The organism is Pseudomonas sp. NFX71, from assembly GCF_048079215.1.
GTDB lineage: Bacteria > Pseudomonadota > Gammaproteobacteria > Pseudomonadales > Pseudomonadaceae > Aquipseudomonas > Aquipseudomonas fluorescens_B.
Genome location: NZ_CP182230.1, coordinates 832,431 through 855,336 on the forward strand (window position 1 = coordinate 832,431; position 22,906 = coordinate 855,336).

24 protein-coding genes and 1 tRNA gene are annotated in these 22,906 nt (G+C 60.1%); 17 read left to right on the top strand and 8 right to left on the bottom strand.

Annotated elements, in window-relative coordinates:
- Nucleotides 1–1,275 carry a uracil-xanthine permease family protein gene (locus tag ACM1ZW_RS03790; protein WP_017340735.1) on the top strand — a complete coding sequence of 425 codons (1,275 nt, stop codon included), beginning with the start codon at nt 1–3 and terminating at the stop codon, nt 1,273–1,275.
- Nucleotides 1,276–1,416: 141 nt separating this feature from the next.
- On the opposite strand, the gene hemH is transcribed toward ACM1ZW_RS03790, so the two are convergent.
- Both hemH and ACM1ZW_RS03800 read right to left on the bottom strand, forming a co-directional pair.
- Nucleotides 1,417–2,442, bottom strand: coding sequence for a ferrochelatase (gene hemH / locus ACM1ZW_RS03795; protein WP_416740180.1), 1,026 nt, complete (start codon nt 2,440–2,442; stop codon nt 1,417–1,419).
- Nucleotides 2,443–2,455: 13 nt separating this feature from the next.
- Nucleotides 2,456–3,358, bottom strand: a complete 903-nt coding sequence (locus ACM1ZW_RS03800; RefSeq protein WP_017340737.1) for a TIGR01777 family oxidoreductase — start codon at nt 3,356–3,358, stop codon at nt 2,456–2,458.
- Between the two features lie 196 nt (nt 3,359–3,554).
- Here ACM1ZW_RS03800 and ACM1ZW_RS03805 point away from each other — a divergent pair, with 196 nt between their 5' ends.
- The 12 genes from ACM1ZW_RS03805 to ACM1ZW_RS03860 all read left to right on the top strand — a co-directional run bounded on the left by ACM1ZW_RS03805 (nt 3,555) and on the right by ACM1ZW_RS03860 (nt 13,703).
- Nucleotides 3,555–4,541, top strand: a complete 987-nt coding sequence (locus ACM1ZW_RS03805; protein WP_017340738.1) for an NAD(P)/FAD-dependent oxidoreductase — start codon at nt 3,555–3,557, stop codon at nt 4,539–4,541.
- Nucleotides 4,538–4,753, top strand: coding sequence for a TIGR02450 family Trp-rich protein (locus tag ACM1ZW_RS03810; protein ID WP_416740181.1), 216 nt, complete (start codon nt 4,538–4,540; stop codon nt 4,751–4,753). Before ACM1ZW_RS03805 ends, ACM1ZW_RS03810 begins: the two co-directional genes overlap by 4 nt.
- Before the next feature lie 216 nt (nt 4,754–4,969).
- Complete coding sequence (locus ACM1ZW_RS03815; RefSeq protein ID WP_017340740.1) at nt 4,970–5,929, top strand: YbgA family protein; 960 nt, start codon at nt 4,970–4,972, stop codon at nt 5,927–5,929.
- Nucleotides 5,929–6,870 carry a MerR family transcriptional regulator gene (locus ACM1ZW_RS03820; RefSeq protein WP_416740182.1) on the top strand — a complete coding sequence of 314 codons (942 nt, stop codon included), beginning with the start codon at nt 5,929–5,931 and terminating at the stop codon, nt 6,868–6,870. Before ACM1ZW_RS03815 ends, ACM1ZW_RS03820 begins: the two co-directional genes overlap by 1 nt.
- A 21-nt stretch (nt 6,871–6,891) precedes the next feature.
- Nucleotides 6,892–8,337, top strand: a complete 1,446-nt coding sequence (gene phrB / locus ACM1ZW_RS03825) for a deoxyribodipyrimidine photo-lyase (RefSeq protein ID WP_416740797.1) — start codon at nt 6,892–6,894, stop codon at nt 8,335–8,337.
- Nucleotides 8,330–8,752, top strand: coding sequence for a nuclear transport factor 2 family protein (locus ACM1ZW_RS03830; RefSeq protein WP_017340743.1), 423 nt, complete (start codon nt 8,330–8,332; stop codon nt 8,750–8,752). Before phrB ends, ACM1ZW_RS03830 begins: the two co-directional genes overlap by 8 nt.
- Nucleotides 8,749–9,531 carry an SDR family NAD(P)-dependent oxidoreductase gene (locus ACM1ZW_RS03835; protein ID WP_017340744.1) on the top strand — a complete coding sequence of 261 codons (783 nt, stop codon included), beginning with the start codon at nt 8,749–8,751 and terminating at the stop codon, nt 9,529–9,531. Before ACM1ZW_RS03830 ends, ACM1ZW_RS03835 begins: the two co-directional genes overlap by 4 nt.
- Nucleotides 9,528–10,775 (top strand): NAD(P)/FAD-dependent oxidoreductase, encoded by a 1,248-nt coding sequence (locus ACM1ZW_RS03840; RefSeq protein WP_416740183.1) that lies wholly within the window; start codon nt 9,528–9,530, stop codon nt 10,773–10,775. Before ACM1ZW_RS03835 ends, ACM1ZW_RS03840 begins: the two co-directional genes overlap by 4 nt.
- Nucleotides 10,772–11,587: a DUF1365 domain-containing protein gene (locus ACM1ZW_RS03845; RefSeq protein WP_017340746.1), complete on the top strand. Its 816-nt coding sequence runs from the start codon at nt 10,772–10,774 to the stop codon at nt 11,585–11,587. Before ACM1ZW_RS03840 ends, ACM1ZW_RS03845 begins: the two co-directional genes overlap by 4 nt.
- Nucleotides 11,574–12,845, top strand: a complete 1,272-nt coding sequence (locus tag ACM1ZW_RS03850) for an SAM-dependent methyltransferase (protein WP_017340747.1) — start codon at nt 11,574–11,576, stop codon at nt 12,843–12,845. Before ACM1ZW_RS03845 ends, ACM1ZW_RS03850 begins: the two co-directional genes overlap by 14 nt.
- Nucleotides 12,838–13,344, top strand: a complete 507-nt coding sequence (locus ACM1ZW_RS03855) for a DUF2878 domain-containing protein (RefSeq protein WP_414880523.1) — start codon at nt 12,838–12,840, stop codon at nt 13,342–13,344. Before ACM1ZW_RS03850 ends, ACM1ZW_RS03855 begins: the two co-directional genes overlap by 8 nt.
- Before the next feature lie 53 nt (nt 13,345–13,397).
- Nucleotides 13,398–13,703 carry a YkgJ family cysteine cluster protein gene (locus ACM1ZW_RS03860; protein WP_017340749.1) on the top strand — a complete coding sequence of 102 codons (306 nt, stop codon included), beginning with the start codon at nt 13,398–13,400 and terminating at the stop codon, nt 13,701–13,703.
- Nucleotides 13,704–13,864: 161 nt separating this feature from the next.
- On the opposite strand, the gene ACM1ZW_RS03865 is transcribed toward ACM1ZW_RS03860, so the two are convergent.
- The 6 genes from ACM1ZW_RS03865 to hemA all read right to left on the bottom strand — a co-directional run bounded on the left by ACM1ZW_RS03865 (nt 13,865) and on the right by hemA (nt 19,222).
- Complete coding sequence (locus ACM1ZW_RS03865) at nt 13,865–14,383, bottom strand: acyloxyacyl hydrolase (RefSeq protein WP_017340750.1); 519 nt, start codon at nt 14,381–14,383, stop codon at nt 13,865–13,867.
- Nucleotides 14,384–14,496: 113 nt separating this feature from the next.
- Nucleotides 14,497–15,288: a glutamate racemase gene (murI, locus tag ACM1ZW_RS03870; RefSeq protein WP_416740184.1), complete on the bottom strand. Its 792-nt coding sequence runs from the start codon at nt 15,286–15,288 to the stop codon at nt 14,497–14,499.
- Nucleotides 15,281–16,036, bottom strand: a complete 756-nt coding sequence (locus tag ACM1ZW_RS03875; protein WP_017340752.1) for a molybdopterin-synthase adenylyltransferase MoeB — start codon at nt 16,034–16,036, stop codon at nt 15,281–15,283. Before ACM1ZW_RS03875 ends, murI begins: the two co-directional genes overlap by 8 nt.
- On the bottom strand, nt 16,030–16,860 hold the full coding sequence (gene prmC / locus ACM1ZW_RS03880; RefSeq protein WP_416740185.1) for a peptide chain release factor N(5)-glutamine methyltransferase: 831 nt from the start codon (nt 16,858–16,860) through the stop codon (nt 16,030–16,032). The genes ACM1ZW_RS03875 and prmC overlap by 7 nt, the downstream gene beginning before the upstream one ends.
- Nucleotides 16,857–17,936, bottom strand: a complete 1,080-nt coding sequence (gene prfA, locus ACM1ZW_RS03885; RefSeq protein WP_017340754.1) for a peptide chain release factor 1 — start codon at nt 17,934–17,936, stop codon at nt 16,857–16,859. The genes prmC and prfA overlap by 4 nt, the downstream gene beginning before the upstream one ends.
- Complete coding sequence (gene hemA, locus ACM1ZW_RS03890) at nt 17,933–19,222, bottom strand: glutamyl-tRNA reductase (protein WP_414884169.1); 1,290 nt, start codon at nt 19,220–19,222, stop codon at nt 17,933–17,935. The genes prfA and hemA overlap by 4 nt, the downstream gene beginning before the upstream one ends.
- A gap of 337 nt (nt 19,223–19,559) precedes the next feature.
- Between hemA and ACM1ZW_RS03895 the strand changes: the two genes are divergently transcribed.
- The 4 genes from ACM1ZW_RS03895 to ACM1ZW_RS03910 all read left to right on the top strand — a co-directional run bounded on the left by ACM1ZW_RS03895 (nt 19,560) and on the right by ACM1ZW_RS03910 (nt 22,871).
- Entirely contained in the window at nt 19,560–21,284 is a 1,725-nt protein-coding gene (locus ACM1ZW_RS03895) for a tetratricopeptide repeat protein (RefSeq protein WP_017340756.1), read from the top strand.
- A gap of 4 nt (nt 21,285–21,288) precedes the next feature.
- On the top strand, nt 21,289–21,906 hold the full coding sequence (lolB, locus tag ACM1ZW_RS03900) for a lipoprotein insertase outer membrane protein LolB (RefSeq protein ID WP_017340757.1): 618 nt from the start codon (nt 21,289–21,291) through the stop codon (nt 21,904–21,906).
- 2 nt (nt 21,907–21,908) lie between these two features.
- Nucleotides 21,909–22,760: a 4-(cytidine 5'-diphospho)-2-C-methyl-D-erythritol kinase gene (gene ispE / locus ACM1ZW_RS03905; RefSeq protein ID WP_031319119.1), complete on the top strand. Its 852-nt coding sequence runs from the start codon at nt 21,909–21,911 to the stop codon at nt 22,758–22,760.
- 36 nt (nt 22,761–22,796) lie between these two features.
- Nucleotides 22,797–22,871: transfer RNA gene (locus tag ACM1ZW_RS03910), tRNA-Gln, on the top strand.
- The last annotated feature ends 35 nt before the right edge of the window (nt 22,872–22,906 follow it).

Below are 22,906 nucleotides of genomic sequence, written 5' to 3' on the forward strand. Positions count from 1 at the left end.
ATGCAGCAAGAGTTCAACGATCCGCTCTGGCGCACGGTGCTGTCCGGCGCCCAGATGCTGTTCGTGGCGTTCGGCGCGCTGGTGTTGATGCCGCTGATTACCGGCCTCGATCCGAACGTAGCGCTGTTCACGGCGGGCCTGGGGACGATTCTGTTCCAGATCGTCACCGGGCGTCAGGTGCCAGTGTTCCTGGCTTCGAGCTTCGCCTTCATCACCCCGATCATTCTCGCCAAGGGCCAATTCGGCCTCGCGGCGACCATGGGCGGTGTGATGGCGGCCGGTTTCGTCTACACCTTCCTCGGCCTCGCCGTGAAGATCAAAGGCACCGGCTTCATCGACCGCTTGCTGCCACCGGTGGTGATTGGCCCGGTGATCATCTCCATCGGCCTGGCCATGGCGCCGATCGCCGCCAACATGGCGATGGGCAAGGCTGGCGACGGTAGCGAGCTGATCCACTACCAGACGGCCATGCTGATCTCAATGCCTGCGCTGCTGACGACGCTGATCGTCGCGGTGTTCGGCAAAGGCATTTTCCGCCTGGTGCCGATCATCTCCGGCGTGCTGGTCGGTTTTGCGATGGCGTTCTATTTCGGCGTGGTCGATACCGCGAAGATTGCCGCGGCACCGTGGTTCGCGATCCCCAACTTCACCGCGCCGGAATTCAACTGGCAGGCGATTCTGTTCATCGTTCCGGTGGCATTGGCCCCGGCCATCGAGCACATCGGCGGCGTGATCGCCGTGGGCAGCGTGACCGGTCGCGACTACCTGAAGAAGCCCGGCCTGCACCGCACCCTGCTCGGCGACGGCATTGCCACCACCGCCGCCGGTTTGTTCGGCGGTCCGCCCAACACCACCTACGCCGAAGTGACGGGCGCGGTGATGCTGACCAAGAACTACAACCCGAAAATCATGACCTGGGCGGCGATCTTTGCCATCAGCCTGGCGTTCATCGGCAAGTTCGGCGCGCTGCTGCAAAGCATTCCAGTGCCGGTGATGGGCGGGATTCTGTGCCTGTTGTTCGGTTCGATTGCGGCGGTGGGGATGAACACGCTGATTCGCCACAAGATCGACCTGGGCGAAGCGCGCAACCTGGTGATCGTTTCGGTCACGCTGGTATTCGGGATAGGCGGCGTGCTGGTCGGCACCGGCACCGGTCCGGACGACTTCGGCCTCAAAGGCATCGCGCTGTGCGCGGTGGTGGCGATTGCGCTGAACCTGTTACTGCCGGGCAATGACAGCTGGAAGCACAAGAAGGCGGATGAGCCGCTGATCTAAGGCTGACACAACACCCTGTGGCGAGGGAGCTTGCTCCCGCTGGAGTGCGCGCAGCACTCACAAAATCTTCATGGATTGCGAGAATTTTGGGGCCGCTTCGCGACCCAGCGGGAGCAAGCTCCCTCGCCACGGTTTGTATTTCTACAGCGCCAACGGCGCTCTTTCGCACAAAGTTCTCAGCGCCTTGGCCCACTGCGGATCATCGTTGAGACACGGCACCAGCACCAACTCATCTCCCCCCGCTTCGCGGAACAGTTCATTCCCGCGATCACCGATTTCCTCAAGCGTCTCGATGCAATCGGCAACGAACGCCGGGCACATCACCAGCAACTTCTTCACGCCCATTCCCGCCAGCTCATCGAGGCGTGCTTCGGTGTAGGGTTCGATCCATTTCGCCCGACCCAATCGCGACTGGAACGACACCGACCACTTGCCGTCCGGCAAGCCCAGCCGCTTGGCAAACTCGGAAGCAGTGCGCAGGCATTGGGCGCGGTAGCAGGTCGCCAAAACTTCTGGCGAAGCGTTCAGGCAGCAGTTATCGCTTTGGAAGCAATGGTGACCGGTAGGGTCTATTTTCTTCAGATGCCGCTCCGGCAAACCGTGGAAGCTCAGCAGCAGGTGATCGTAATCCTGCAGTAAATACGGCTTGGCGCTGGCCACCAACGCATCGAGGTATTCCGGCTGATCGTAGAACGGCTGGAGAATCGAAAACTGCACGTCGAGTTGCTTCTCCCGCACGACCCGCCGGGCTTCCTCGATCACCGTAGTGACGGTGCTGTCGGCGAACTGTGGATAAAGCGGCGCGAGGGTAATTTTCTTGTGCCCCTGGGCAGCGAGCTGCACCAGTTTCGTTTCAATCGACGGCTCGCCGTAACGCATGGCCAGTTCTACCGGACCGTGAGTCCACTCAGCGGTCATGGCCTGCTGCAAGCGACGGCTGAGCACCACCAGCGGCGAGCCCTCCTCCCACCAGATCGAGGCATAGGCGTGGGCCGACTGCTCCGGGCGCTTGATCAGAATCAGCGACACCAGCAAACGTCGCACCGGCCATGGCAGGTCGATCACGTACGGGTCCATCAGAAATTGATTGAGGTAGCTGCGCACATCCGCCACAGAGGTGGAGGCAGGTGAACCCAGGTTGACCAGAAGCAACGCGTGATCGGTCATGCAACGTCCTATTTCAGAGGCGGCTGGACAAGTCGTCCAGGGCCGCGCGCAAATCAGTGAACTGGAATGTAAAACCCGCTTTCAACAAACGCGCCGGCACGGCTTTCTGGCCGCCCAGCAACAGCAATGACAATTCGCCCAAACACACCTTCAACGCCAGGGCCGGCATGGGCATGAATGCCGGGCGATGCAACACGGCGCCCAGCGTGCTGGCAAACTCACGATTGCGCACCGGTTTGGGCGCGCAGGCATTATAAGGACCGCTGGCGTCTTTCTGATGCAGAAGAAAATCAATCACGGCGATTTGATCCTTGATATGGATCCACGGCATCCACTGCCGACCATCGCCAAGAGGCCCGCCCAGCCCCAGTTTGAACGGCAACAACAGCCGCGACAAAAAGCCGCCCTCGGCAGACAACACCAACCCCGTGCGAATCAGGATCACTCGGATGCCCAAGGCCTCGGCGCGCTGCGCGGTTTCCTCCCAGGCAATGCACAACTGGCTGGCGAAATCGTCGATGACGGGTGGAGATTCCTCAGTCAATTCCCGCTCGCCACCGTCGCCGTACCAGCCCACGGCGGAGCCTGAGATCAACACCTGCGGTTTCTGTTCGCGGGTGTCGAGCCAGGCCAGCAGGGTTTCGGTCAGGGTGATGCGACTGCTCCAGAGCAAGGCCTTGCGCTTGGTCGTCCAGGGCCGGTCGGCAATCGGAGCACCCGCCAGGTTGATAATCGCGTCCACGGGCTCTTGTCCGAGGTCTTCCAACCGCGCGACACCACGAACTTCTGCACCGCAGATTTTCGCGACTTTTTCAGGTGCCCGACTCCATACCGTCAGACGATGTCCCTGGCTCAGCCAGTGTCGGCAGAGTTGACTCCCTATCAAACCAGTACCGCCGGTCAGCAATATGTGCATGACTTCTTCCTCGCGTGGCGTTTTACCCTGATCACTAGTCTATTTTTATAAGCAGGGATCTTTGATATCGGGCAGGCTCTGTTGATAACAATAGGCCAAGCTGTCAGAACGAGAACGCTAAAAGTTATACCAAAAAACAATATTGTACAGGTTTCATCCACGGCGTAGTCTGTACAGAAAGGCAAACGAGGCCCCTATGACTGTACCTATCGCAATCATCGGCACCGGCATCGCCGGACTCTCAGCCGCCCAGGCGCTTACGGAGGCCGGGCATGTCGTTCAACTTTTCGATAAAAGCCGCGGCAGTGGCGGACGCATGTCGAGCAAACGCAGCGACGCGGGTGCCCTGGACATGGGCGCGCAATATTTCACTGCCCGCGATCGCCGCTTTGTCACGGAAGTCCAGCGCTGGCAAGCCAACGGCTGGGTCGCCGAGTGGACGCCACAGCTCTATACCTTCCACGGTGGCCAGCTCAATCTGTCGCCGGACGAACAGACGCGCTGGGTCGGCACGCCGCGCATGAGTGCCATCACCCGCGGCTTGCTCGGCGATTCGGAAGTACATTTCGCCTGTCGCATCACCGAGGTCTATCGGGGTGAGGAGCATTGGCATCTGCAGGACGCCGAGGGATTCACCCATGGCCCGTTCAGTCATGTCATCGTCGCCACGCCCGCGCCCCAGGCGACCGCATTGCTGGCCTCCGCGCCGAAGCTCGCCGGTGCCGCCGCCGGGGTAAAAATGGACCCCACCTGGGCGGTCGCGCTGGCCTTCGATACACCGCTGGACACCCCCATGGAAGGCTGCTTCGTGCAGGACAGCCCGCTCGACTGGCTGGCCCGCAACCGGAGCAAACCGGGGCGTGACAACACAATGGACACCTGGGTGCTGCACGCCACGAGTGCCTGGAGCCGGCAACATATCGACCTGCCCAAAGAGGCTGTGATCGAGCAATTGCATGGCGCGTTCGCCGAACTGCTCCACAGCGCGATGCCAGCGCCTACGTTCAGCCTCGCCCACCGCTGGCTCTACGCCCGCCCCGCCACCAGCCATGAATGGGGCACCCTGGCCGATGCCGATCTGGGGCTTTACGCGTGTGGCGACTGGTGCCTGTCCGGTCGTGTCGAGGGGGCATGGCTCAGTGGTCAGGAAGCCGCTCGCCGCCTGCACGAGCACCTGCAATGAACCGAATCAACCCGAGCAAGCTGCTGCTGTCGAAATGGACAGCAGCCCAGCCGCAAAACCGCGAAAAACATTTTCTGGTCACCGAGCTGTTCCGCGACGAGGAAGGCATGGTGCTGGACGTCGAATTGCAGGCGGTGCTGACCAAGCGCAGTGAGCGGCTCGACTGGCAAACGCTGAAAAACAGCGACACCTGGATCCTCGGCTGGAAATAGATCGCCTGTAGAAGCGAACTCGCAATGTCCGTCAATGCCTTCGCTTTAAACCTGACACGCTTCAGCAATCTCAGGTTCATGGTGATCAGCCTCGCTCCCACAGGGCTCCCGCAAAAACCTATACAAATAATTTGACTTGTACACCTTTGAATCTATGATGAAGGCATGTTGTACAGAAATTTAATTTTGTACAGGTCTTGGATTCGAGGTGCACCCATGCCCCACGCCAGCGCGAAACCGAAAATTGCTATCAGCGCCTGCCTGATGGGCGCCGAGGTGCGTTTCAACGGTGGGCACAAGGAATCGCGGCTGTGCAGCCGCACCCTCACTGAATATTTCGAATTCGTCCCGGTCTGTCCGGAGGTCGCGATCGGTCTCGGCATCCCTCGGCAACCCATCCGACTGGTCGGCGACGCTGAACAACCTGAAGCCCTTGGCACTGTTGACCCTGAACTGAATGTCACCCGAGCGCTGGCCGATTACGGCGAGAAAATGGCCATTGAGCTGGACAATATCTGCGGCTACATCTTCATGCAGAAATCACCGTCATGCGGCCTGGATCGGGTCAAGGTCTACCACGCCAACGGCGCGCCCGTAGACGGCGGCGGCCGAGGCATCTATGCCCAGGCTTTCTGCGCGTTGCATCCGGACCTGCCGGTGGAAGAAGACGGTCGTCTCAATGACCCGGTGCTGCGGGAAAACTTCCTTACCCGAGTGTTCGCCTACAGCGCCTGGCAAGAGCTGCTGCAAGCGGGCCTGACTCGCCGCGGACTGACGGAATTTCACTCGCGGTATAAATACCTGCTGATGGCCCACAATCCGGTGCAGTACAAAACCCTGGGCAATCTGCTGGGCAACATGGGCCAGATCGATCCGAAAGAACTCGGCCCACGCTATTTCAGCGAACTGATGGCGGCCTTGAAGAAGTGCGCCACGCGCCGCACCCACACCAATGTTCTGCAACACATCAGTGGTTACCTCAAACAGGTCATCAGCGCTGACGACAAACAGGAAGTGCAACACGTCATCGGCCAGTACCGCCACGGCATCGTGCCGCTGGTGGTGCCGCTGACGCTGCTCAAACATCACTTTCGCCGACATCCGGATCCGTACATTGCACAACAGGTTTACCTGCAACCGCACCCGGAAAACCTAAGCCTGCGAAACGCGATCTGATGAAAACTCCACTCGACACCAGTGCCCGCGAAGACCTCGGCGCCGACTTTAAAAAAGCCCTCGATGAAGGCTGGCTGCCGATTCGTGAAGTGGCCCGGCAGACCGGCGTCAACGCCATCACTTTGCGCGCCTGGGAACGACGTTACGGGCTGATCGTGCCGCAACGTACGCCCAAAGGGCATCGACTGTTCAGCGCCGAACACGTGCAACGCATCCTGACGATCCTCACCTGGCTCAATCGTGGCGTGGCCGTCAGCCAGGTCAAGCAACTGCTCGACTCCCCGCAAGCTTTTAGCGAGTCGGTCGAAAATGATTGGCAGGTGCTGTGCAACACGCTGCTGCAAGCGGTCACTTCGCTCAACGAACGCACCCTCGATGACACCGTCAACCAGGCGATCGCCTTGTACCCACCGCGGACCCTGTGCGAACAGTTGCTGATGCCGTTGCTGGCCGAGCTTGAACAACGCTGGCAGGGCCAGTTTGGCGCGCAGATGGAGCGTGTGTTTTTTTACTCCTGGCTACGCAGCAAATTTGGCGCGCGCATCTACCATAACAACCGTCAGTTGCGCAGCGCACCGCTGCTGTTGATCAATCACTCCGACCTGCCGCTGGAACCGCACCTGTGGCTCACCGCGTGGCTGATCAGCAGTGCCGATTGCCCGGTGGAAGTGTTCGACTGGCCGCTGCCGGCGGGCGAGCTCGCACTGGCGGTCGATCACCTGCAAGCTCGCGGCGTACTGCTGTACTCCAGCAAAGCCATGAACCTTGCGCAGTTGCCGAAACTTTTCAACGGCGTCGGCGGCCCAAAAATGATTGCCGGACCAACGGTGTGCATCCACCACGCCGAGTTGTCCGTAAAAACGACAGAGATTGCAGAATTGTTCCTGGCCGAAGATCCGTTATCGGCGTATCAGGACCTGCTTCAGCGCGGGCTTATTTAAATGAATCGTACGGATACCACCCTGCAATTGATCTGGCTGCGCAGCGACTTGCGCCTGCATGACAACACCGCCCTGTCGGCCGCCGCATCCCGGGGCCCGAGCGTGGCGGTGTACTTGTTGAGCCCGGAACAATGGCGCGAGCATGACGATGCACCGTGCAAAGTGGATTTCTGGCTTCGCAACCTTCGCGAATTGAGCCGCGCACTCGGCGAGTTGAACATCCCGCTGCTCATCCGCATGGCCTCGCGCTGGGATGAAGCGCCGAAGGTTCTGCTCGATCTGTGCCAGCAGTTGAAGATCGACGCGGTGCACGTCAACGAGGAGTACGGCATTCACGAAAGCCGCCGCGATGCGGCGGTAGCCGACGCACTGAAAACCAAGGGTATCGACTTTTATAGCTACCTCGATCAGTTGCTGTTCAAGCCCGGCACCGTGCTGACCAAGACCGGCACGTACTTCCAGGTCTTCAGTCAGTTCCGCAAGGTTTGCTACGACCGTCTGCGCAGCTCGTTGCCGAGCCTGGTGAGCGCGCCAATGGCTCAGTCGCGCCTGACCGTCGACAGTGATGAAATCCCTTCAAGCGTTGCAGGCTTCGCCACGCCCAGCGAAACCTTGCGCGCGCTGTGGCCCGCCGGTGAAGCCGAAGCCCGTCGCCGCCTCGACACCTTCGCCGATGCGCAGATCGACTACTACAAAAGTGAACGCGACTTCCCGGCCAAACCCGGCACCAGTCAGCTCTCGGCCTACCTCGCGGCCGGCGTCATTTCCCCGCGCCAGTGCTTGCATGCAGCCCTGCAAAGCAATCAGGGCGAGTTCGAAAGCGGCAAAGTCGGCGCCGTCACCTGGATCAACGAATTGCTGTGGCGCGAGTTCTACAAACACATTCTGGTGGGCTACCCACGCGTCTCCCGCCACCGCGCCTTCCGCCCGGAAACCGAAGCCCTGGCCTGGCGCGACGCCCCCGATGAACTGGCGGCCTGGCAAGAAGCGCGTACCGGCCTGCCGATCATCGACGCCGCGATGCGCCAACTGCTCGAAACCGGCTGGATGCACAACCGTTTGCGCATGGTCGTGGCGATGTTCCTCACCAAGAATCTGCTGATCGACTGGCGTGAAGGCGAACGTTTTTTCATGCGGCACCTGATCGATGGCGACCTCGCGGCGAACAACGGCGGCTGGCAGTGGAGTTCGTCCACCGGCACCGACTCCGCGCCCTACTTCCGGATTTTCAACCCGCTCAGCCAATCGGAAAAATTCGACAGCGAAGGCCTGTTCATCAAGCACTGGCTGCCGGAGCTGGCCGGGCTGAACAAGAAAGACGTGCACAACCCGGAAAACCTCGGCGGCCTGTTCGGGGTGGCAGGTTATCCGTCGCCAATCGTCAATCTGAGTACGAGCCGCGCTCGCGCGCTGACCGCGTTCAAAAACCTGCCATCGCGACAAAATGCCGGAGGTGGCTATGAGTGATTTTCTGCGGCGCTTCGCCCGGCAGTTTGGTGAACTCAACAAAGACAACCTGCAACGCCTGAATGAGTTGTATACCGCTGATGTGCATTTCACCGATCCGCTGCACGAAGTACAGGGCATCGGGCATTTGCGCAGCTATTTCAGTGAGCTCTACGCCAACGTCAGCGAGCTTCGTTTCGATTTTTACGGCTTCGACCAGACCGGCGAAGGCGAAGGTTATCTGCGCTGGGTCATGAGCTACCGCCATCCACGCCTGGCCGGCGGGGGCTTGATTCGGGTGGATGGCTGCTCGCACCTGCTCTGGAGTGACAAGGTCTATCGCCACCGGGATTACTTCGATGCCGGGGCTCTGCTTTACGAACATGTACCCGTATTGGGCCGGGCAATCGCCTGGTTGAAAAGGAGAATGGGATGAGCCTTACACCTCCACGACGATATTGGCTGACCGGGGCCAGCAGCGGCATTGGCGCCGCGCTGGCCGAGGAAATCCTGAAAACCGGCGCCCACCTGGCGGTCAGCTCACGCTCGCTGGCGCCGCTGAAAGTCTTGTCGCAACGCTATCCCGGGCAAGTGTTGGTGGTGGCGGGAGACCTGACCAACAGCCAGACCGTGCGCGAAATCGGCGAGCAAATTACGCATGACTGGGGCTCGCTGGATACGGTGATTCTCAATGCCGGCACCTGCGAATACGTCGACGTTCAGCAGTTCGACTCGTCGATCATCGAGCACGTGGTGCGCACCAATCTGCTGGCCAGCAGTTACTGCATCGAAGCGGCGCTGCCGCTGTTGCGCAAAGGCACCGCGCCGCACCTGGTGGGCGTCGCCAGTTCGGTGACCTACCTGCCGCTGCCACGGGCGGAGGCGTATGGCGCGTCGAAGGCCGGGCTGCGTTATCTGTTCGAATCGTTGCGCATTGACCTCGCGCCCGAAGGCATCGAAGTCACCGTGGTCAGCCCGGGGTTCGTCGACACACCGCTGACGGCGAAGAACGATTTCCCGATGCCGCTCAGTTGGCCGGTGGGCAAAGCGGCGCGGCACATCTTCGCCAAACTGAAAAACCGGCCACTGGAGATCGCGTTCCCGGCGCTGTTCATGGCGGCGCTCTGGCCGCTGTCGAAAATGCCCAACCGGGTGAAACTCGCCATCGGCAAACGCATGGTGCGCAGCAGTCCGCCGATCAAGGACGTGCCGTGAACATCGCTATCATAGGCAGCGGCATCTCGGGGCTCACCTGCGCTTACCTGCTGAATCGAAGCCACGCGATCACCCTGTTCGAGGCCGGCGACCGGGTCGGCGGTCATACCCACACCGTGGACGTGAAGGTCGATGGCAAGGAGTATGCCGTGGACACCGGTTTCATTGTGTTCAACGACCGGACCTACCCGAATTTCATTCGCCTGCTGGGCCAGATCGGCGTCGGCTTCAAAGCGACAGAGATGAGTTTCTCGGTCACCGACCCGGACAGCGGCCTCGAGTACAACGGCAACAACCTCAACAGCCTGTTCGCCCAGCGCCGCAATCTGCTGTCGCCGAGGTTCTGGGGCATGCTGCGGGATATCCTGCGCTTCAACAAGCGCGCTCAGTCCGACCTGTCCGAGGGCCGGATCGCGGCCGACACCACGCTCGATGAATACCTCGAGGCCGGCGGTTACGGCGAACGGTTCATCCTGCATTACATCGTGCCGATGGGCGCGGCGATCTGGTCGATGCCGATGGCCCAGATGCTGAATTTCCCGGTGGAATTCTTTGTGCGGTTCTTCAAGAATCACGGTTTGCTGTCGGTCAACAATCGCCCGCAATGGCGGGTGATCGAGGGCGGTTCGAGTGCGTACATCGCACCGTTGACCGTGACCTTCAAGCAGAAGATCCGCCTCAACTGTCCCGTGATACGGGTCGAGCGCGATGCCGATGGTGTCGTGATCCACAGCAGCGCCGGCAGCGAACGCTTCGACAAAGTCGTGTTTGCCTGCCACAGCGATCAGGCGCTGAAACTGCTGGCCAAGCCGAGCGAAGCCGAACGGTCGATCCTCGGCGCCCTGCCCTATGCCGACAACGAAGTGGTGCTGCACACCGACACGCGCCTGCTGCCGTCGCGCAAACGCGCCTGGGCCAGTTGGAATTACCGCCTCGGCGGTGCCGGACATACGCTGGCCGCGGTCACTTACGACATGAACATTCTGCAAGGCATCCAGAGCGACACCACCTTCTGCGTCAGCCTCAACCAGAGCGCCGGCATCAGTCCGTCCATGGTGCTCGGCCGATTCACCTACGCCCATCCGCAGTACAGCCTGGCGGCAGTGGCCGCACAGGCACGCTGGGAAGAATTGAATGGCGCGCAACACAGTTTTTATTGCGGCGCCTACTGGGCCAACGGTTTCCATGAAGACGGCGTGGTCAGCGCGTTGCGCGTGGCCCGCTCGTTCGGGGAAGTGCTGTGAACAGCGCCCTCTACAGCGGCTGGATCGCCCATCGGCGGTTTGCCCCAAGGCGCCATGAATTCCGTTACCGGATCGGCCTGCTGTACCTCGATCTCGATGAACAGGACGTCGTACTCGGGTTGTCACCGCTGGCGGGCAACCGCCGTTTCTCGCCGTTTTCGTTTCGCGAAAGCGACTACCTCAAAACCTGCACCGGCAACGGCATGCGCCTGATCGATGCCGTGCGCGAACAGGTCCGCCTGGCCATTGGTCATGCGCCACAAGGGTCGGTGTGCCTGTTGACCCAGCCTCGCAGTTGGGGCCTGGCGTTCAACCCGGTGAGTTTTTTTTATTGTTACGAAGCTGACGGCCAACTGGCGGCGATTCTTGCCGAAGTCACCAATACCCCGTGGCGCGAGCGTTATCACTATGTGCTGCCAGCCAGGACGCCGGAGGACCTGCGTGACTTCCATCAGCATTTCGCCGTGGCCAAATCGTTTCATGTGTCGCCGTTTCTGCCACGCGATCTCGAACACCGCATGAGCTTCAGCCCCGTCGCGAAAAAGCTCGGCGTGCACATGGCCGACTGGCAGGGCGAGCTGAAGCTGTTCGACGCCACGCTCAACCTGAAACGCGAAGACTTGAGTCGCGCCAGCCTGCACCGTTACTTGCGGCGCTTTCCGTGGATGACCGCGAAAACCTGCCTGGCGATTTATTGGCAAGCCCTGCGCCTGCTGCTCAAACGCACGCCGATATTTGCTCATCAAGCTGCCAATGGCAGCTTTCAAACCGCCACCGTTCCGCCCAAGGATCGCCGCCATGAAATCCTCTAGTGTCTCGGCCAAGGCCACACCGCGACGCATCAACGGTCTGACCGAGATGTTGCTGCGTCGCGGTGTGCTGCGGCAACTGGCCCACCTCAAACATGGACAACTGGTGGTCGTCGAGGACGGCGAGCGTCTGGTCTTCGGCACCGCTGGCAGCCATTTGCTGGGGGAGATTCACATCCTCGATGCCGCAGCGTGGGGACTGGTGGCAAGCAACGGTTCGATCGGCGCGGGCGAGGCGTTTATCCACGGTTACTGGAGTTCGCCGGACCTCACGGCAGTGGTTCGCGTGTTCGTCAGCAACCTGGAAGTGCTGGATGCGCTGGAAGGCGGTCTGGCAAAACTCAGCCGGCCGTTCGTTCAAGGGTTGCACTGGCTCAACCGCAACACGCGCAAGGGCTCGCAGAAAAACATCGCCGCGCACTACGACCTCGGCAACGACCTGTTCGAACAGTTTCTCGACCCGACCATGATGTATTCGGCGGCACAATTCCTGAGTCCCGAGGACAGTCTGGAACAGGCTCAGTTGAACAAACTGCAACGGATCTGCCAGAAACTCGACCTCAAACCAAGCGATCACCTGCTGGAAATCGGCACCGGCTGGGGCAGCATGGCGCTGTACGCGGCACAGCATTATGGCTGCAAAGTCACCACCACCACGCTGTCCAGGGAGCAGTACGCCTTTACCGCGCAACGGATCGACGCCCTCGGGTTGCAAGATCAGGTCACGTTGTTGCTCAAGGATTACCGCGACCTCACCGGGCAGTACGACAAACTGGTGTCGATCGAGATGATCGAAGCCGTGGGCCATCGCTTTCTGCCGACCTATTTCAAGCAGTGCGCGCACTTGCTCAAAAGCAATGGCTTGATGCTGTTGCAGGCGATCACCATCCGCGAGCAGCGCTACGAGCAGGCCAAGGGCAGCGTCGATTTCATTCAGCGCTACATCTTCCCTGGCGGCGCCCTGCCCTGTGTGCAGAAAATGCTCGAGATCGTCAGCCGCGATACCGACATGAACTTGCTGCACATGGAGGATTTCGGCCTGCACTACGCACGAACCTTGCGCCTGTGGCATGAAAACTTTCGCCGCGCCCAAGGTCGCTTGAGCGAATTGGGCTATGACGATTATTTCCTGCGGCTGTGGGAGTTTTACCTGTGCTACTGCGAAGGGGGGTTCCTGGAGCGCACCATCGGCACTGCGCAGTTACTGCTGGCCAAACCTTCGGCGATCACCGAGCCGCTGCTTGGCCGCTTCGATGCTTGAACGCTTGGCCAACGCGGCGCTGTTCCAGCTCGGCTGGTTTGTCTGCGTGATCGGCGGCAACAGTTTGTGGTTGTTGGTGGCGGTGGGCGCTTTGGTGATTCATCTGCTGTGGATAAGTCGTTGGGTGGACGAAGGCCGGCTGATTCTCAGCGTGGTGTTGCTGGGCACGACCGTCGACAGTTCATTGCACTGGCTGGGGGTGTTCGAGTTCAACGAGATCGTGCCGCTGATTCCTCTATGGCTGATGCTGTTATGGGCGTTGCTGGCAACGACGTTGCGCCATTGCCTGCAATGGACCGCAACGCCCTGGTGGCTGGGCAGCCTGCTGGGCGCCGTGGGTGGACCGTTGTCGTATTACGCGGGAGGACAACTGGCCGGGGTGCAATTCCCTTATGGCCAAGTACCGACGCTGATCGGCATCGGACTACTCTGGGCACTGCTGTTTCCCACGTTGCATTTCATGGCCCAGCGGTTGGCGGCGTCCGACACCCATGGTTGAGCGTCCGTCAGGCCTTTCACACAGCGCCGACCGACTGACTTACACTGCGCGCCATGAAGACCATTCCCCACACACAAATCGCCGAAACGGCGGTCACCTGCTCGACCTGCGCAGCCTGCTGCTGCCAGCTCGAAGTGATGCTGATCACCGACACGGGTGTGCCCGAGCGTTTTATCGATACCGATGATTGGGGCGGGGAAGTCATGCTGCGTCTGGACGACGGCTGGTGTGCCGCGCTGGATCGCAACAGCATGATGTGCACGATCTACGAAAAACGCCCGCTGATCTGCCGGGAATTCGAAATGGGTGCACCGGAGTGCATCGATGAGCGCCAGGGGATTACTACGGCGTATCGGTGATCTGCATTAATGCCGTCACAGTCGCCAAAGCGAGACACAGAACCTGTGGCGAGGGAGCTTGCTCCCGCTGGACAGCGCAGCAGTCCCCTTTCTTATTGACAAGAAATGGGGCCGCTCTGCGCCCCAACCGGAGCAAGCTCCCTCGCCACAATTTTTAAACCTTACAACGGCATCGTGTAGTGCAGTGCGTAACTTTCTACGCCATCGTTCGGGCTGCTGAACCCTGCATTGGAATAGTGCGTCGCACGAATCCCGACTTCATGTCCGCCCGCAAAACGCAGGCCGAAGCCGAAACGGTCTTCGAACTGAAAGGCACTGCCCAGTTTGTTGTCTTCAAGTTCGGTATTCGAGAACAACGCCACGCCAACCCCGAGCTCTACATAAGGCTTGACGTTCTGACCGGCAAACTCATAAACAAGAACCGGCGAAAACGAAAGGCTGTTGTTGCTGGAAGTCTTGTCGCCTTCCCAATAGGTGTAGGCGCCGCTCCAGTACCCGGTCAATCGACCGACATCACTCTGCAACCAACTCGTGTCCCAATCGAATTGCATGCCCAGTCGATAGGTCATGGTCGAATCGCTGGTCTGGCCGACCCCGAACTCCACGCCTGCCGCCTGTGCGCTAACACTTTGCCCCATTAGTGCGGCCGCAATCGCGGCCAAGCAGAATAGTCGCTTCACTAGAAACATCCTTTTCCGAACGATTTCATAGGTTTTTTTTGTTGCTCACCGCTATAGAAGTCCGCGCTTAATCAGAAGTTCACCCCAATTATTCGTTCCCCCAGGATTTTTTTTCATCTCTTGAAGCTTTGCACAACGCCAGCAGCATTCCACAGGATCGGCAAGATATTTCTGAAATGCTCCGGATCGGCACTCGTCCAGAACTGCGCAGCACGTGCAGGTCCCTCGGCGAGCAATTCACGCTCAGCCAACAAGCGCTGAAGTTGCCGCGCTACAGCGGCGCCGGTATCAATCAAGCTGATATCTTCAGGGATCATCTGCTTTAGCAACGGTTTTAGAAAGGGATAATGCGTGCAGCCGAGAATTATCGTGTCGCAGCCGGCGGCGAGCAGCGGCCCTACATAGCTGGCCAGCAATTCACGCAGGGCAGGACTGTGCAAATCGCCGTTTTCAATCAACTCCACCAGCCCCGGACACGGCTGAGTGATCACTCGTACATCGGTGGCGAAGCGGTCGAGTAACGCGGCGAATTTGGCACTCTGCAAGGTGCCGGTGGTGGCGAGCACACCGACCACTCCGCTGCGGGTAGCCGCTGCAGCCGGCTTGACCGCGGGCTCCATGCCGACGATGGGCCAGTCTGGATAATCGCGCCGCAAATCCGCAACGCCGGCGACCGTTGCCGTGTTGCAGGCCAGCACCAAGGCCTTGGCGCCCTGCTGCTGAAAGAAATCGGCCATCACGCTGCAACGCTGCTGGATGAATTCCGGGGTTTTCTCGCCGTAGGGAATATTTCCGCAATCGGCGACGTACAGCAGGGTTTCGTTGGGCAGCAATCGCTGGATCTCGGCCAGCACCGACAGCCCACCGACACCGGAGTCGAACACGCCAATCGGCGCTTCACGCATGTGTCGACCCACAGACGCTGCAACCCGGATCACGCTTGACCCGCAGCTCGCGAAAACGCGAACCCAAGGCATCAATCAACAACAACCGTCCCACCAGCGGCTCGCCGAAACCCACCAGCAGTTTCATCGCTTCCAGCGCCTGGAGGCTGCCAACCAGCCCCACCAGCGGACCGACGACGCCGGCTTCACTGCACGTCAGTTCAGCTTCACTGCCGTGCCCGTATAGACAGTGGTAGCACGGACTTTCCGGACGACGCGGGTCGAAAACCGACAATTGCCCTTCAAGGCGAATCGCCGCGCCGCTGACCAACGGCTTGCCCGCGGCCACGCATGCGGCGTTGACCGCTTCGCGGGTGGAAAAATTGTCGGAGCAGTCCAGCACCAGATCCACGGCCGCAACGGCGGCGGCCAAAGAATCTTCGTCCAGCGCAGTGCGATGAGCGACTAACGTGATCTCGGGGTTGATTGCGCTCAGTCGGCGAATGGCCGAATCGACCTTGGTCTGACCGACGCTGTCGGTGTCGTGAACGATCTGGCGTTGCAGGTTGGTCAGGTCGACGGTGTCGAAGTCCGCCAGATGCAGTTCACCGACGCCAGCCGCGGCGAGGTAAAGCGCAACCGGTGAACCGAGACCGCCAAGACCGACGATCAACACGCGGCTTTCTTTCAGTCGCAACTGACCGTCGATATCGACGTGCTGCAACAGAATCTGCCGACTGTAGCGCAACAATTCCTGATCATTCAGCACGGCAGGCGCCCCAGGCTGATCCGTTGGTGGCCGCCCAGATCGGTGCGGCTGTGGACTTCTTCAAAACCGCGGGTCTGCAGCAGATCGCGTACGGCTTCGGCTTGATCATAACCGTGCTCGAGCATCAACCAGCCACCCGCGTCCAGGTGATCCGGTGCCTGGGCGACGATCAGACGCAAGTCGTCGAGCCCGTCGATACCCGCTACCAGCGCGCTGGCCGGTTCGAAACGCACATCGCCTTCCACCAGATGCGGATCGGTTGAAGCAATGTAAGGTGGATTACTGATGATCAGCTGAAAACGCTGACCTTCCAGCGCGCCGAACCAATGGCTGTTCAGCACGGTGGCATTGTTGAGGTGCAGGCGCTGACGATTGCGCTCGGCCAGGGCCACGGCTTCGAGCACGCGATCCACAGCGGTGACGCTCCACGCCGGACGTTCACTGGCCAGGGCCAGGGCGATGGCGCCACTGCCGGTGCCGAGATCGAGGACTTTGGCGGGTGCCGCGGGCAACAATTCAAGCGCGGCCTCCACCAGCAATTCGGTGTCGGGGCGCGGGATCAGCGTGTGCGGGGCGACTTCCAGATCGAGTTTCCAGAAACCTTGCTGGCCGAGAATGTACGCCACCGGCTCTCCGCCACGGCGGCGTTGCAGGTATTCGGCGAATTTCAGCGCAGCGTCGCTCGGAACGATGCGCTCCGGCCAGGTGTGCAGAAAACTGCGGGACTTGCCCAGCGCCGCCGCCAGCAGCAATTCGGCATCCAGACGCGCCGTCGGCGAGTCGGGCAAATCAGCGGCGCGCAACAGACTGGCAATGATCGTCATTCGATGGCCGCCAGTTGGTCAGCCTGATATTCGGCCAGCAACGGCTCGATCACCGCATCGACACCGCCCGCGAGAATTTCATCGAGAGAATACAGCGTCAGGTTGACCCGGTGATCGGTGACCCGGCCCTGAGCAAAGTTATAGGTACGGATCCGCTCCGAGCGATCCCCCGAACCCACCAGCAATTTACGCTCGCTGGCGATGGCATTGGCGGCGGCGCTGGTCTGCTGGTCGTTGAGCTTGGCCGACAGCCAGGACATCGCCCGGGCGCGGTTTTTGTGCTGGGAACGTTCTTCCTGGCACTCGACGACGATACCGGACGGCAAGTGCGTGATGCGGATCGCCGAGTCGGTCTTGTTGACGTGCTGTCCACCGGCGCCAGAGGAACGATACGTGTCGACCCGCAAATCCGCCGGGTTGATCTCGATCGCTTCCTGTTCGTCCGGCTCGGGCAATACCGCCACGGTGCAGGCCGAGGTGTGGATGCGCCCCTGGGATTCAGTGGCCGGAACCCGTTGCACGCGGTGCACGCCGGATTCGAATTTCAGCTTGCCGTAGACGTTATCGCCTTCAACCCGGGCGATGACTTCTTTATAACCGCCGTGTTCGCCGATGTTCTCCGAGAGGATTTCCACCCGCCAGCCACGCCGCTCGGCGTAACGCGAATACATGCGGAACAGGTCGCCGGAGAAAATCGCCGCCTCGTCGCCGCCGGTGCCGGCACGGATCTCGAGGAACACGTTGCGCCCGTCGTTCGGGTCCTTGGGCAGCAAAAGCCGTTGCAGGCTGGCTTCGATCTCGATCAGTTGCTCCTTGGCTTCGCGAACTTCTTCCACGGCCATTTCGCGCATGTCCGGGTCGCTGTCCTTGAGCAGGGCCTGGGCGCCTTCGAGGTCGCTTTGCACCTTGAGCAACTGTTTATAGGTGTCGACGATCGGCTCGACCTCCGCGTACTCCTTGGAATAGGCGCGGAATTTGGTCTGATCGGAAATGACCTCGCCATCGCCAAGCAAGGCGGTCAATTCCTCGAAACGGTCCTGGAGGATGTCCAGCTTATTGAGCAGTGACGCTTTCATTGCGGTTTTTTATCCGAAAAGCTATCCGATGAGCCCTCACCGAGGGCAAAGAGTTCCTGGGCCATGGCCAGTGCGTCGAGGCGACCTTCGGCAGAGAGCTTTTTCAACTGCACGCTCGGTGCGTGCAGGAGTTTGTTGGTCAAGCCTCGCGCCAATTGCACCAGCACGTCTTCGGCGCTGCTGCCATTGGCCAGCATCCGCTGGGCCTTCTGCAATTCTTCGTCACGCAGGCGCTCGCTTTGTTGGCGATAGGCCTTGAGCACATCCACCGCCGCCAGTTCGCGCAGGCGGACCATGAAATCTTCAGCGCCGATCGACACCATCTCTTCCGCCGCTTGCGCAGCGCCCTGACGGCTCTTGAGGTTTTCGGCGACCACTTCGTGGAGATCGTCGACGCTATACAGGTAAACATCGTCCAGCTCGCCGACTTCAGGCTCGATATCGCGCGGTACGGCGATGTCCACCATGAAGATCGGCTTGTGCTTGCGCAGCTTCAAGGCACTTTCCACCGCGCCCTTGCCGAGGATCGGCAACTGGCTGGCGGTGGAGCTGATGACGATGTCGCTGCGCACCAGTTCAGCCGGAATGTCCGAAAGCAACACGGCATGCGCGCCAAACTGCTCGGCCAGAATGCTCGCGCGTTCCAGGGTGCGGTTGGCGACGACGATGCGTTTTACGCCAAGCTCATGCAAATGCCGGGCGACCAGGGTGATGGTCTCGCCGGCGCCGATCAGCAAGGCCTGGCTGCGTTGCAAGTCGCTGAAAATCTGTTTCGCCAGGCTGACCGCGGCAAACGCCACGGACACCGGGTTTTCGCCGATGGCGGTATCGGTGCGCACTTGCTTGGCGGCATTGAACGTCGCCTGAAACAGACGCCCGAGCAGCGGACCGATGGTGCCAGCCTCGCGGGCCACGGCGTAGCAGGATTTCATCTGGCCGAGAATCTGCGGTTCGCCCAACACCAGCGAATCGAGCCCGGAAGCAACCCGCATCATGTGACGAACTGCCGCATCATCTTCGTGCACATAAGCGCTCGCGCGCAGCTCGTCGAGGCTCAAATGGTGATAATCGGCCAGCCAGCGCAGCACGATGTCAGCCGAAAGGTGATCCTGTTCTATATAGAGTTCACTGCGATTGCAGGTGGAGAGGATCGCAGCTTCGCGGCTGTCGGTGAGTCGGCAGAGCTGCTGCAAGGCCTCAACCAGCTGCTCAGGGGTAAAGGCCACGCGCTCGCGGACGTCTACTGAAGCAGTCTTGTGGTTAATACCGAGTGCAAGGAAGGCCATTCAAGGTCGCTGATGGTGACGTGAAGCCGGCAATTGTCCTACTTCGACACAACGAGAACAACTACTCGATCTCTATTGCCCCGGTAGGCGATGCCCGGCTTTGCGAGCGGTTCTCGTTTACACGAAGCGTACACCGGCCCCTGGGGGCGCTGGCTTGCCGGCGATGGACTGAGACACACAGCCAGTTCCCTGTAAAAACTCGTCATCGTTAACGACCATCGCTGGCAAGCCAGCACCCACAGGACACGACGCAGAAGGGAAAATGCCCGGCCGGTTATGTTTGGCCGAAGGCTTGTGTCATGATGATCCGACCGCAGGTTAGTCGTCCTCTTCCTATATGAATAGATCTTCCGCGTTGCTCCTCGCTTTTGTCTTCCTCAGCGGCTGCCAGGCCATGGCACCCGTTTCGTCGGACGGTACGCCGCCGGTCGAAGACAGCACTCCGGCCCCTGAAAAGCCCAAGGTTTACAGCTCATTCAGTGAAGAAACCGTCTTCAGTCTGTTGAGCGCCGAACTGGCTGGCCAACGCAATCGTTTCGACATTGCGCTGGACAACTACGTGACCCAGGCCATCAATACCCAGGATCCGGGCATCTCCGAGCGGGCGTTTCGCATCGCCGAGTACCTGGGCGCCGACCAGGCCGCCCTGGATACCGCGCTGATCTGGGCGAAAAACGCCCCGGACGACCTCGAGGCGCAACGGGCCGCCGCCGTGCAACTGGCGCGCGCCGGGCGTTATGACGACTCCATGGTCTATATGGAGAAAGTCCTGCAAGGCAAGGGCGACACGCATTTCGACTTCCTTGCCCTGTCCGCGGCCGATACCGATCAGGAAACCCGCAACGGCCTGATGAAAAGCTTTGACCGCTTGCTGCAGCGTCATCCCCATAACAGCCAGCTGATTTTCGGCAAGGCCTTGTTGATGCAACAGGACGGCGACAGCAAAGGCTCGCTGGCCTTGCTGGAAGACAACCCGCCGGACGACGGTGAAATCGCCCCCATTCTGCTGCGCGCACGCTTGCTGCAAACCCTTGATCGCGGCGATGAAGCGTTGCCTCTTCTGCAAAAAAGCATCAAGAAATACCCGGACGACAAACGCCTGCGCCTGACTTACGCACGCATGCTGGTCGAACAGGACCGCATGGACGACGCCAAAGCCGAGTTCTCGAGCCTGGTTCAGCAGTACCCGGAAGACGATGAACTGCGATACTCCCTGGCGCTGGTGTGCCTGGAAGCCAAGGCCTGGGACGAGGCCAAGGGCTACCTCGAAGACCTGATCGCCCGGGAAAGCCATGTCGACTCGGCCCATCTGAACCTCGGTCGCATCGCTGAAGAGCGCAACGATCCCCAGGGTGCACTGATCGAATACGCCCAGGTCGGCCCGGGCAACGATTACCTGCCGGCGCAATTGCGTCAGGCCGATATCCTGATGAACAACGGCAAGACCGCCGAAGCACAAAGCCGTCTGGCGAGCGAGCGCGATGAGCAGCCCGACTACGCGATTCAGCTGTACCTGATCGAAGCCGAAACGCTGTCCGCCAACAAACAGCCGGAAAAGGCCTGGAGTGTTTTGCAAAAAGCCTTGCAGCAATACCCGGACGATCTGAATCTGTTGTACACCCGCGCCATGCAGGCGGAAAAACGCAATGACCTGGCGCAGATGGAAAAAGACCTGCGCCTGATCATCAAGCGTGACCCGGACAACGCCATGGCACTGAACGCCCTCGGCTACACCCTGTCCGACCGCACGACGCGTTACGCGGAAGCCAAGGCCCTGATCGAACAGGCACACCAGATCACCCCGGAAGACCCGGCGGTACTCGACAGCCTCGGCTGGGTGAATTTCCGCCTGGGCAATCTTGATGAAGCCGAGCGGTATCTGCGCCAGGCACTGGATCGCTTCCCCGATCAGGAAGTCGCGGCTCACCTGGGTGAAGTCCTGTGGGCCAACGGCAAGCAACGGGAAGCCAAGCAGATCTGGGGCAAATTCCTCAAGGCACAACCCGACAGCCCAATCCTGCGCGGCACCATCAAGCGCCTGACCGGATCAGAGACTCTTTAAGATTATGTTTTTGCGCCACTTCATCGTTTTCAGTTTTATCGCCCTGCTCGCCGGTTGCGCGGGCTTCGGTGCCCGCGAATCGGTTCAGGGCCAGGGCGACGCCAGTCTATGGCGCGTTCACAAAGAGCAACTGACCAGCCTCGACGGCTGGCAGATCAACGGCAAGATCGGCATCCGCGCGCCAAAGGACTCGGGGAGCGGCACGCTGTTCTGGTTGCAACGCCAGTCCTATTACGACATTCGCCTTTCGGGCCCCCTGGGTCGCGGCGCCGCACGCCTGACCGGGCACCCCGGAAAGGTTTCGCTGGAAGTCGCCAATCAGGGGCGCTACGAAGCGCCGACGCCGGAAGTGCTGCTTGAAGAACAGCTCGGCTGGAAGCTGCCGGTGTCGCACCTGGCCTGGTGGGTCCGCGGACTCCCGGCGCCGGACAGCAAAAGTCGCCTGACACTGGATGCCGACAGCCGCCTGGCCAATCTGGATCAGGATGGCTGGCAGGTCGAATACCTGAGTTATGCCGAGCAAAACGGCTTCTGGCTGCCCGAGCGGATCAAACTGCATGGCACCGACCTTGACGTCACGCTGGTGATCAAGGAATGGCAACCGCGCAAACTGGGGCAATGAACATGACGGCCCCACGCTTGACGCTGCCCTCCCCGGCCAAACTCAATTTGATGCTGCACATCCTCGGCCGCCGCGAAGACGGTTACCACGAGTTGCAGACGATTTTTCAGTTTCTCGACTACGGCGATGAAATCACCTTTGCTGTGCGCGACGACGGTGTGATCCGACTGCACACTGAATTCGACGGTGTGCCTCACGACAGCAATCTGATTGTTCGTGCCGCAAAAAAACTTCAGGAGCAATCCGGTTGTTCGCTCGGTATCGACATCTGGATCGAAAAAATTCTGCCTATGGGCGGTGGCATCGGTGGCGGCAGTTCAAATGCCGCGACGACGTTGCTCGGCCTGAATCATCTCTGGCAGCTGGGTTGGGATGAGGATCGGCTGGCCGCACTGGGCCTGACGCTGGGCGCCGACGTCCCGGTTTTCGTGCGTGGCCACGCGGCTTTCGCCGAGGGCGTGGGAGAGAAACTTACCCCTGTAGACCCCGAAGAACCGTGGTATCTCGTGCTTGTGCCGCAAGTATCTGTAAGTACAGCAGAAATTTTTTCAGATCCGTTGTTGACACGTAACTCTTCTCCCATTAAAGTGCGCCCCGTTCCCAAGGGAAACAGTCGAAATGACTGCTTACCGGTGGTAGCAAGGCGTTATCCAGATGTACGTAACGCATTGAATTTGTTAGGTAATTTTACCGAAGCAAAACTAACCGGAACTGGAAGTTGTGTGTTTGGGGGCTTCCCAAGCAAAGCTGAAGCTGATAAAGTCTCGGCCCTTCTTACAGAGACCCTTACAGGGTTTGTAGCAAAAGGAAGCAACGTTTCGATGTTGCATCGCAAGCTGCAAAGTCTGCTCTAAAGGAACCGAGTACTGGGTACTCGTTGCAACAGATACAGGGGCGTCGCCAAGCGGTAAGGCAGCAGGTTTTGATCCTGCCATGCGTTGGTTCGAATCCAGCCGCCCCTGCCATTTTCCTATACTCATCCAGGTTACCCTCAGCCTCT

Bases quoted from the DNA above. Each gene is read 5' to 3' on its own strand.
- ACM1ZW_RS03850 (WP_017340747.1), top strand. From the start codon at position 11,574: ATGAAATCCTCTAGTGTCTCGGCCAAGGCCACACCGCGACGCATCAAC.
- ACM1ZW_RS03895 (WP_017340756.1), top strand. From the start codon at position 19,560: ATGAATAGATCTTCCGCGTTGCTCCTCGCTTTTGTCTTCCTCAGCGGC.
- ACM1ZW_RS03815 (WP_017340740.1), top strand. From the start codon at position 4,970: ATGCCCCACGCCAGCGCGAAACCGAAAATTGCTATCAGCGCCTGCCTG.
- ACM1ZW_RS03805 (WP_017340738.1), top strand. From the start codon at position 3,555: ATGACTGTACCTATCGCAATCATCGGCACCGGCATCGCCGGACTCTCA.
- lolB (WP_017340757.1), top strand. From the start codon at position 21,289: ATGTTTTTGCGCCACTTCATCGTTTTCAGTTTTATCGCCCTGCTCGCC.
- murI (WP_416740184.1), bottom strand. From the start codon at position 15,288: ATGCGTGAAGCGCCGATTGGCGTGTTCGACTCCGGTGTCGGTGGGCTG.
- ACM1ZW_RS03790 (WP_017340735.1), top strand. From the start codon at position 1: ATGCAGCAAGAGTTCAACGATCCGCTCTGGCGCACGGTGCTGTCCGGC.
- ispE (WP_031319119.1), top strand. From the start codon at position 21,909: ATGACGGCCCCACGCTTGACGCTGCCCTCCCCGGCCAAACTCAATTTG.
- ACM1ZW_RS03810 (WP_416740181.1), top strand. From the start codon at position 4,538: ATGAACCGAATCAACCCGAGCAAGCTGCTGCTGTCGAAATGGACAGCA.
- prmC (WP_416740185.1), bottom strand. From the start codon at position 16,860: ATGACGATCATTGCCAGTCTGTTGCGCGCCGCTGATTTGCCCGACTCG.
- prfA (WP_017340754.1), bottom strand. From the start codon at position 17,936: ATGAAAGCGTCACTGCTCAATAAGCTGGACATCCTCCAGGACCGTTTC.
- ACM1ZW_RS03860 (WP_017340749.1), top strand. From the start codon at position 13,398: ATGAAGACCATTCCCCACACACAAATCGCCGAAACGGCGGTCACCTGC.
- ACM1ZW_RS03835 (WP_017340744.1), top strand. From the start codon at position 8,749: ATGAGCCTTACACCTCCACGACGATATTGGCTGACCGGGGCCAGCAGC.
- ACM1ZW_RS03800 (WP_017340737.1), bottom strand. From the start codon at position 3,358: ATGCACATATTGCTGACCGGCGGTACTGGTTTGATAGGGAGTCAACTC.
- ACM1ZW_RS03830 (WP_017340743.1), top strand. From the start codon at position 8,330: ATGAGTGATTTTCTGCGGCGCTTCGCCCGGCAGTTTGGTGAACTCAAC.
- hemA (WP_414884169.1), bottom strand. From the start codon at position 19,222: ATGGCCTTCCTTGCACTCGGTATTAACCACAAGACTGCTTCAGTAGAC.
- ACM1ZW_RS03820 (WP_416740182.1), top strand. From the start codon at position 5,929: ATGAAAACTCCACTCGACACCAGTGCCCGCGAAGACCTCGGCGCCGAC.
- ACM1ZW_RS03855 (WP_414880523.1), top strand. From the start codon at position 12,838: ATGCTTGAACGCTTGGCCAACGCGGCGCTGTTCCAGCTCGGCTGGTTT.
- hemH (WP_416740180.1), bottom strand. From the start codon at position 2,442: ATGACCGATCACGCGTTGCTTCTGGTCAACCTGGGTTCACCTGCCTCC.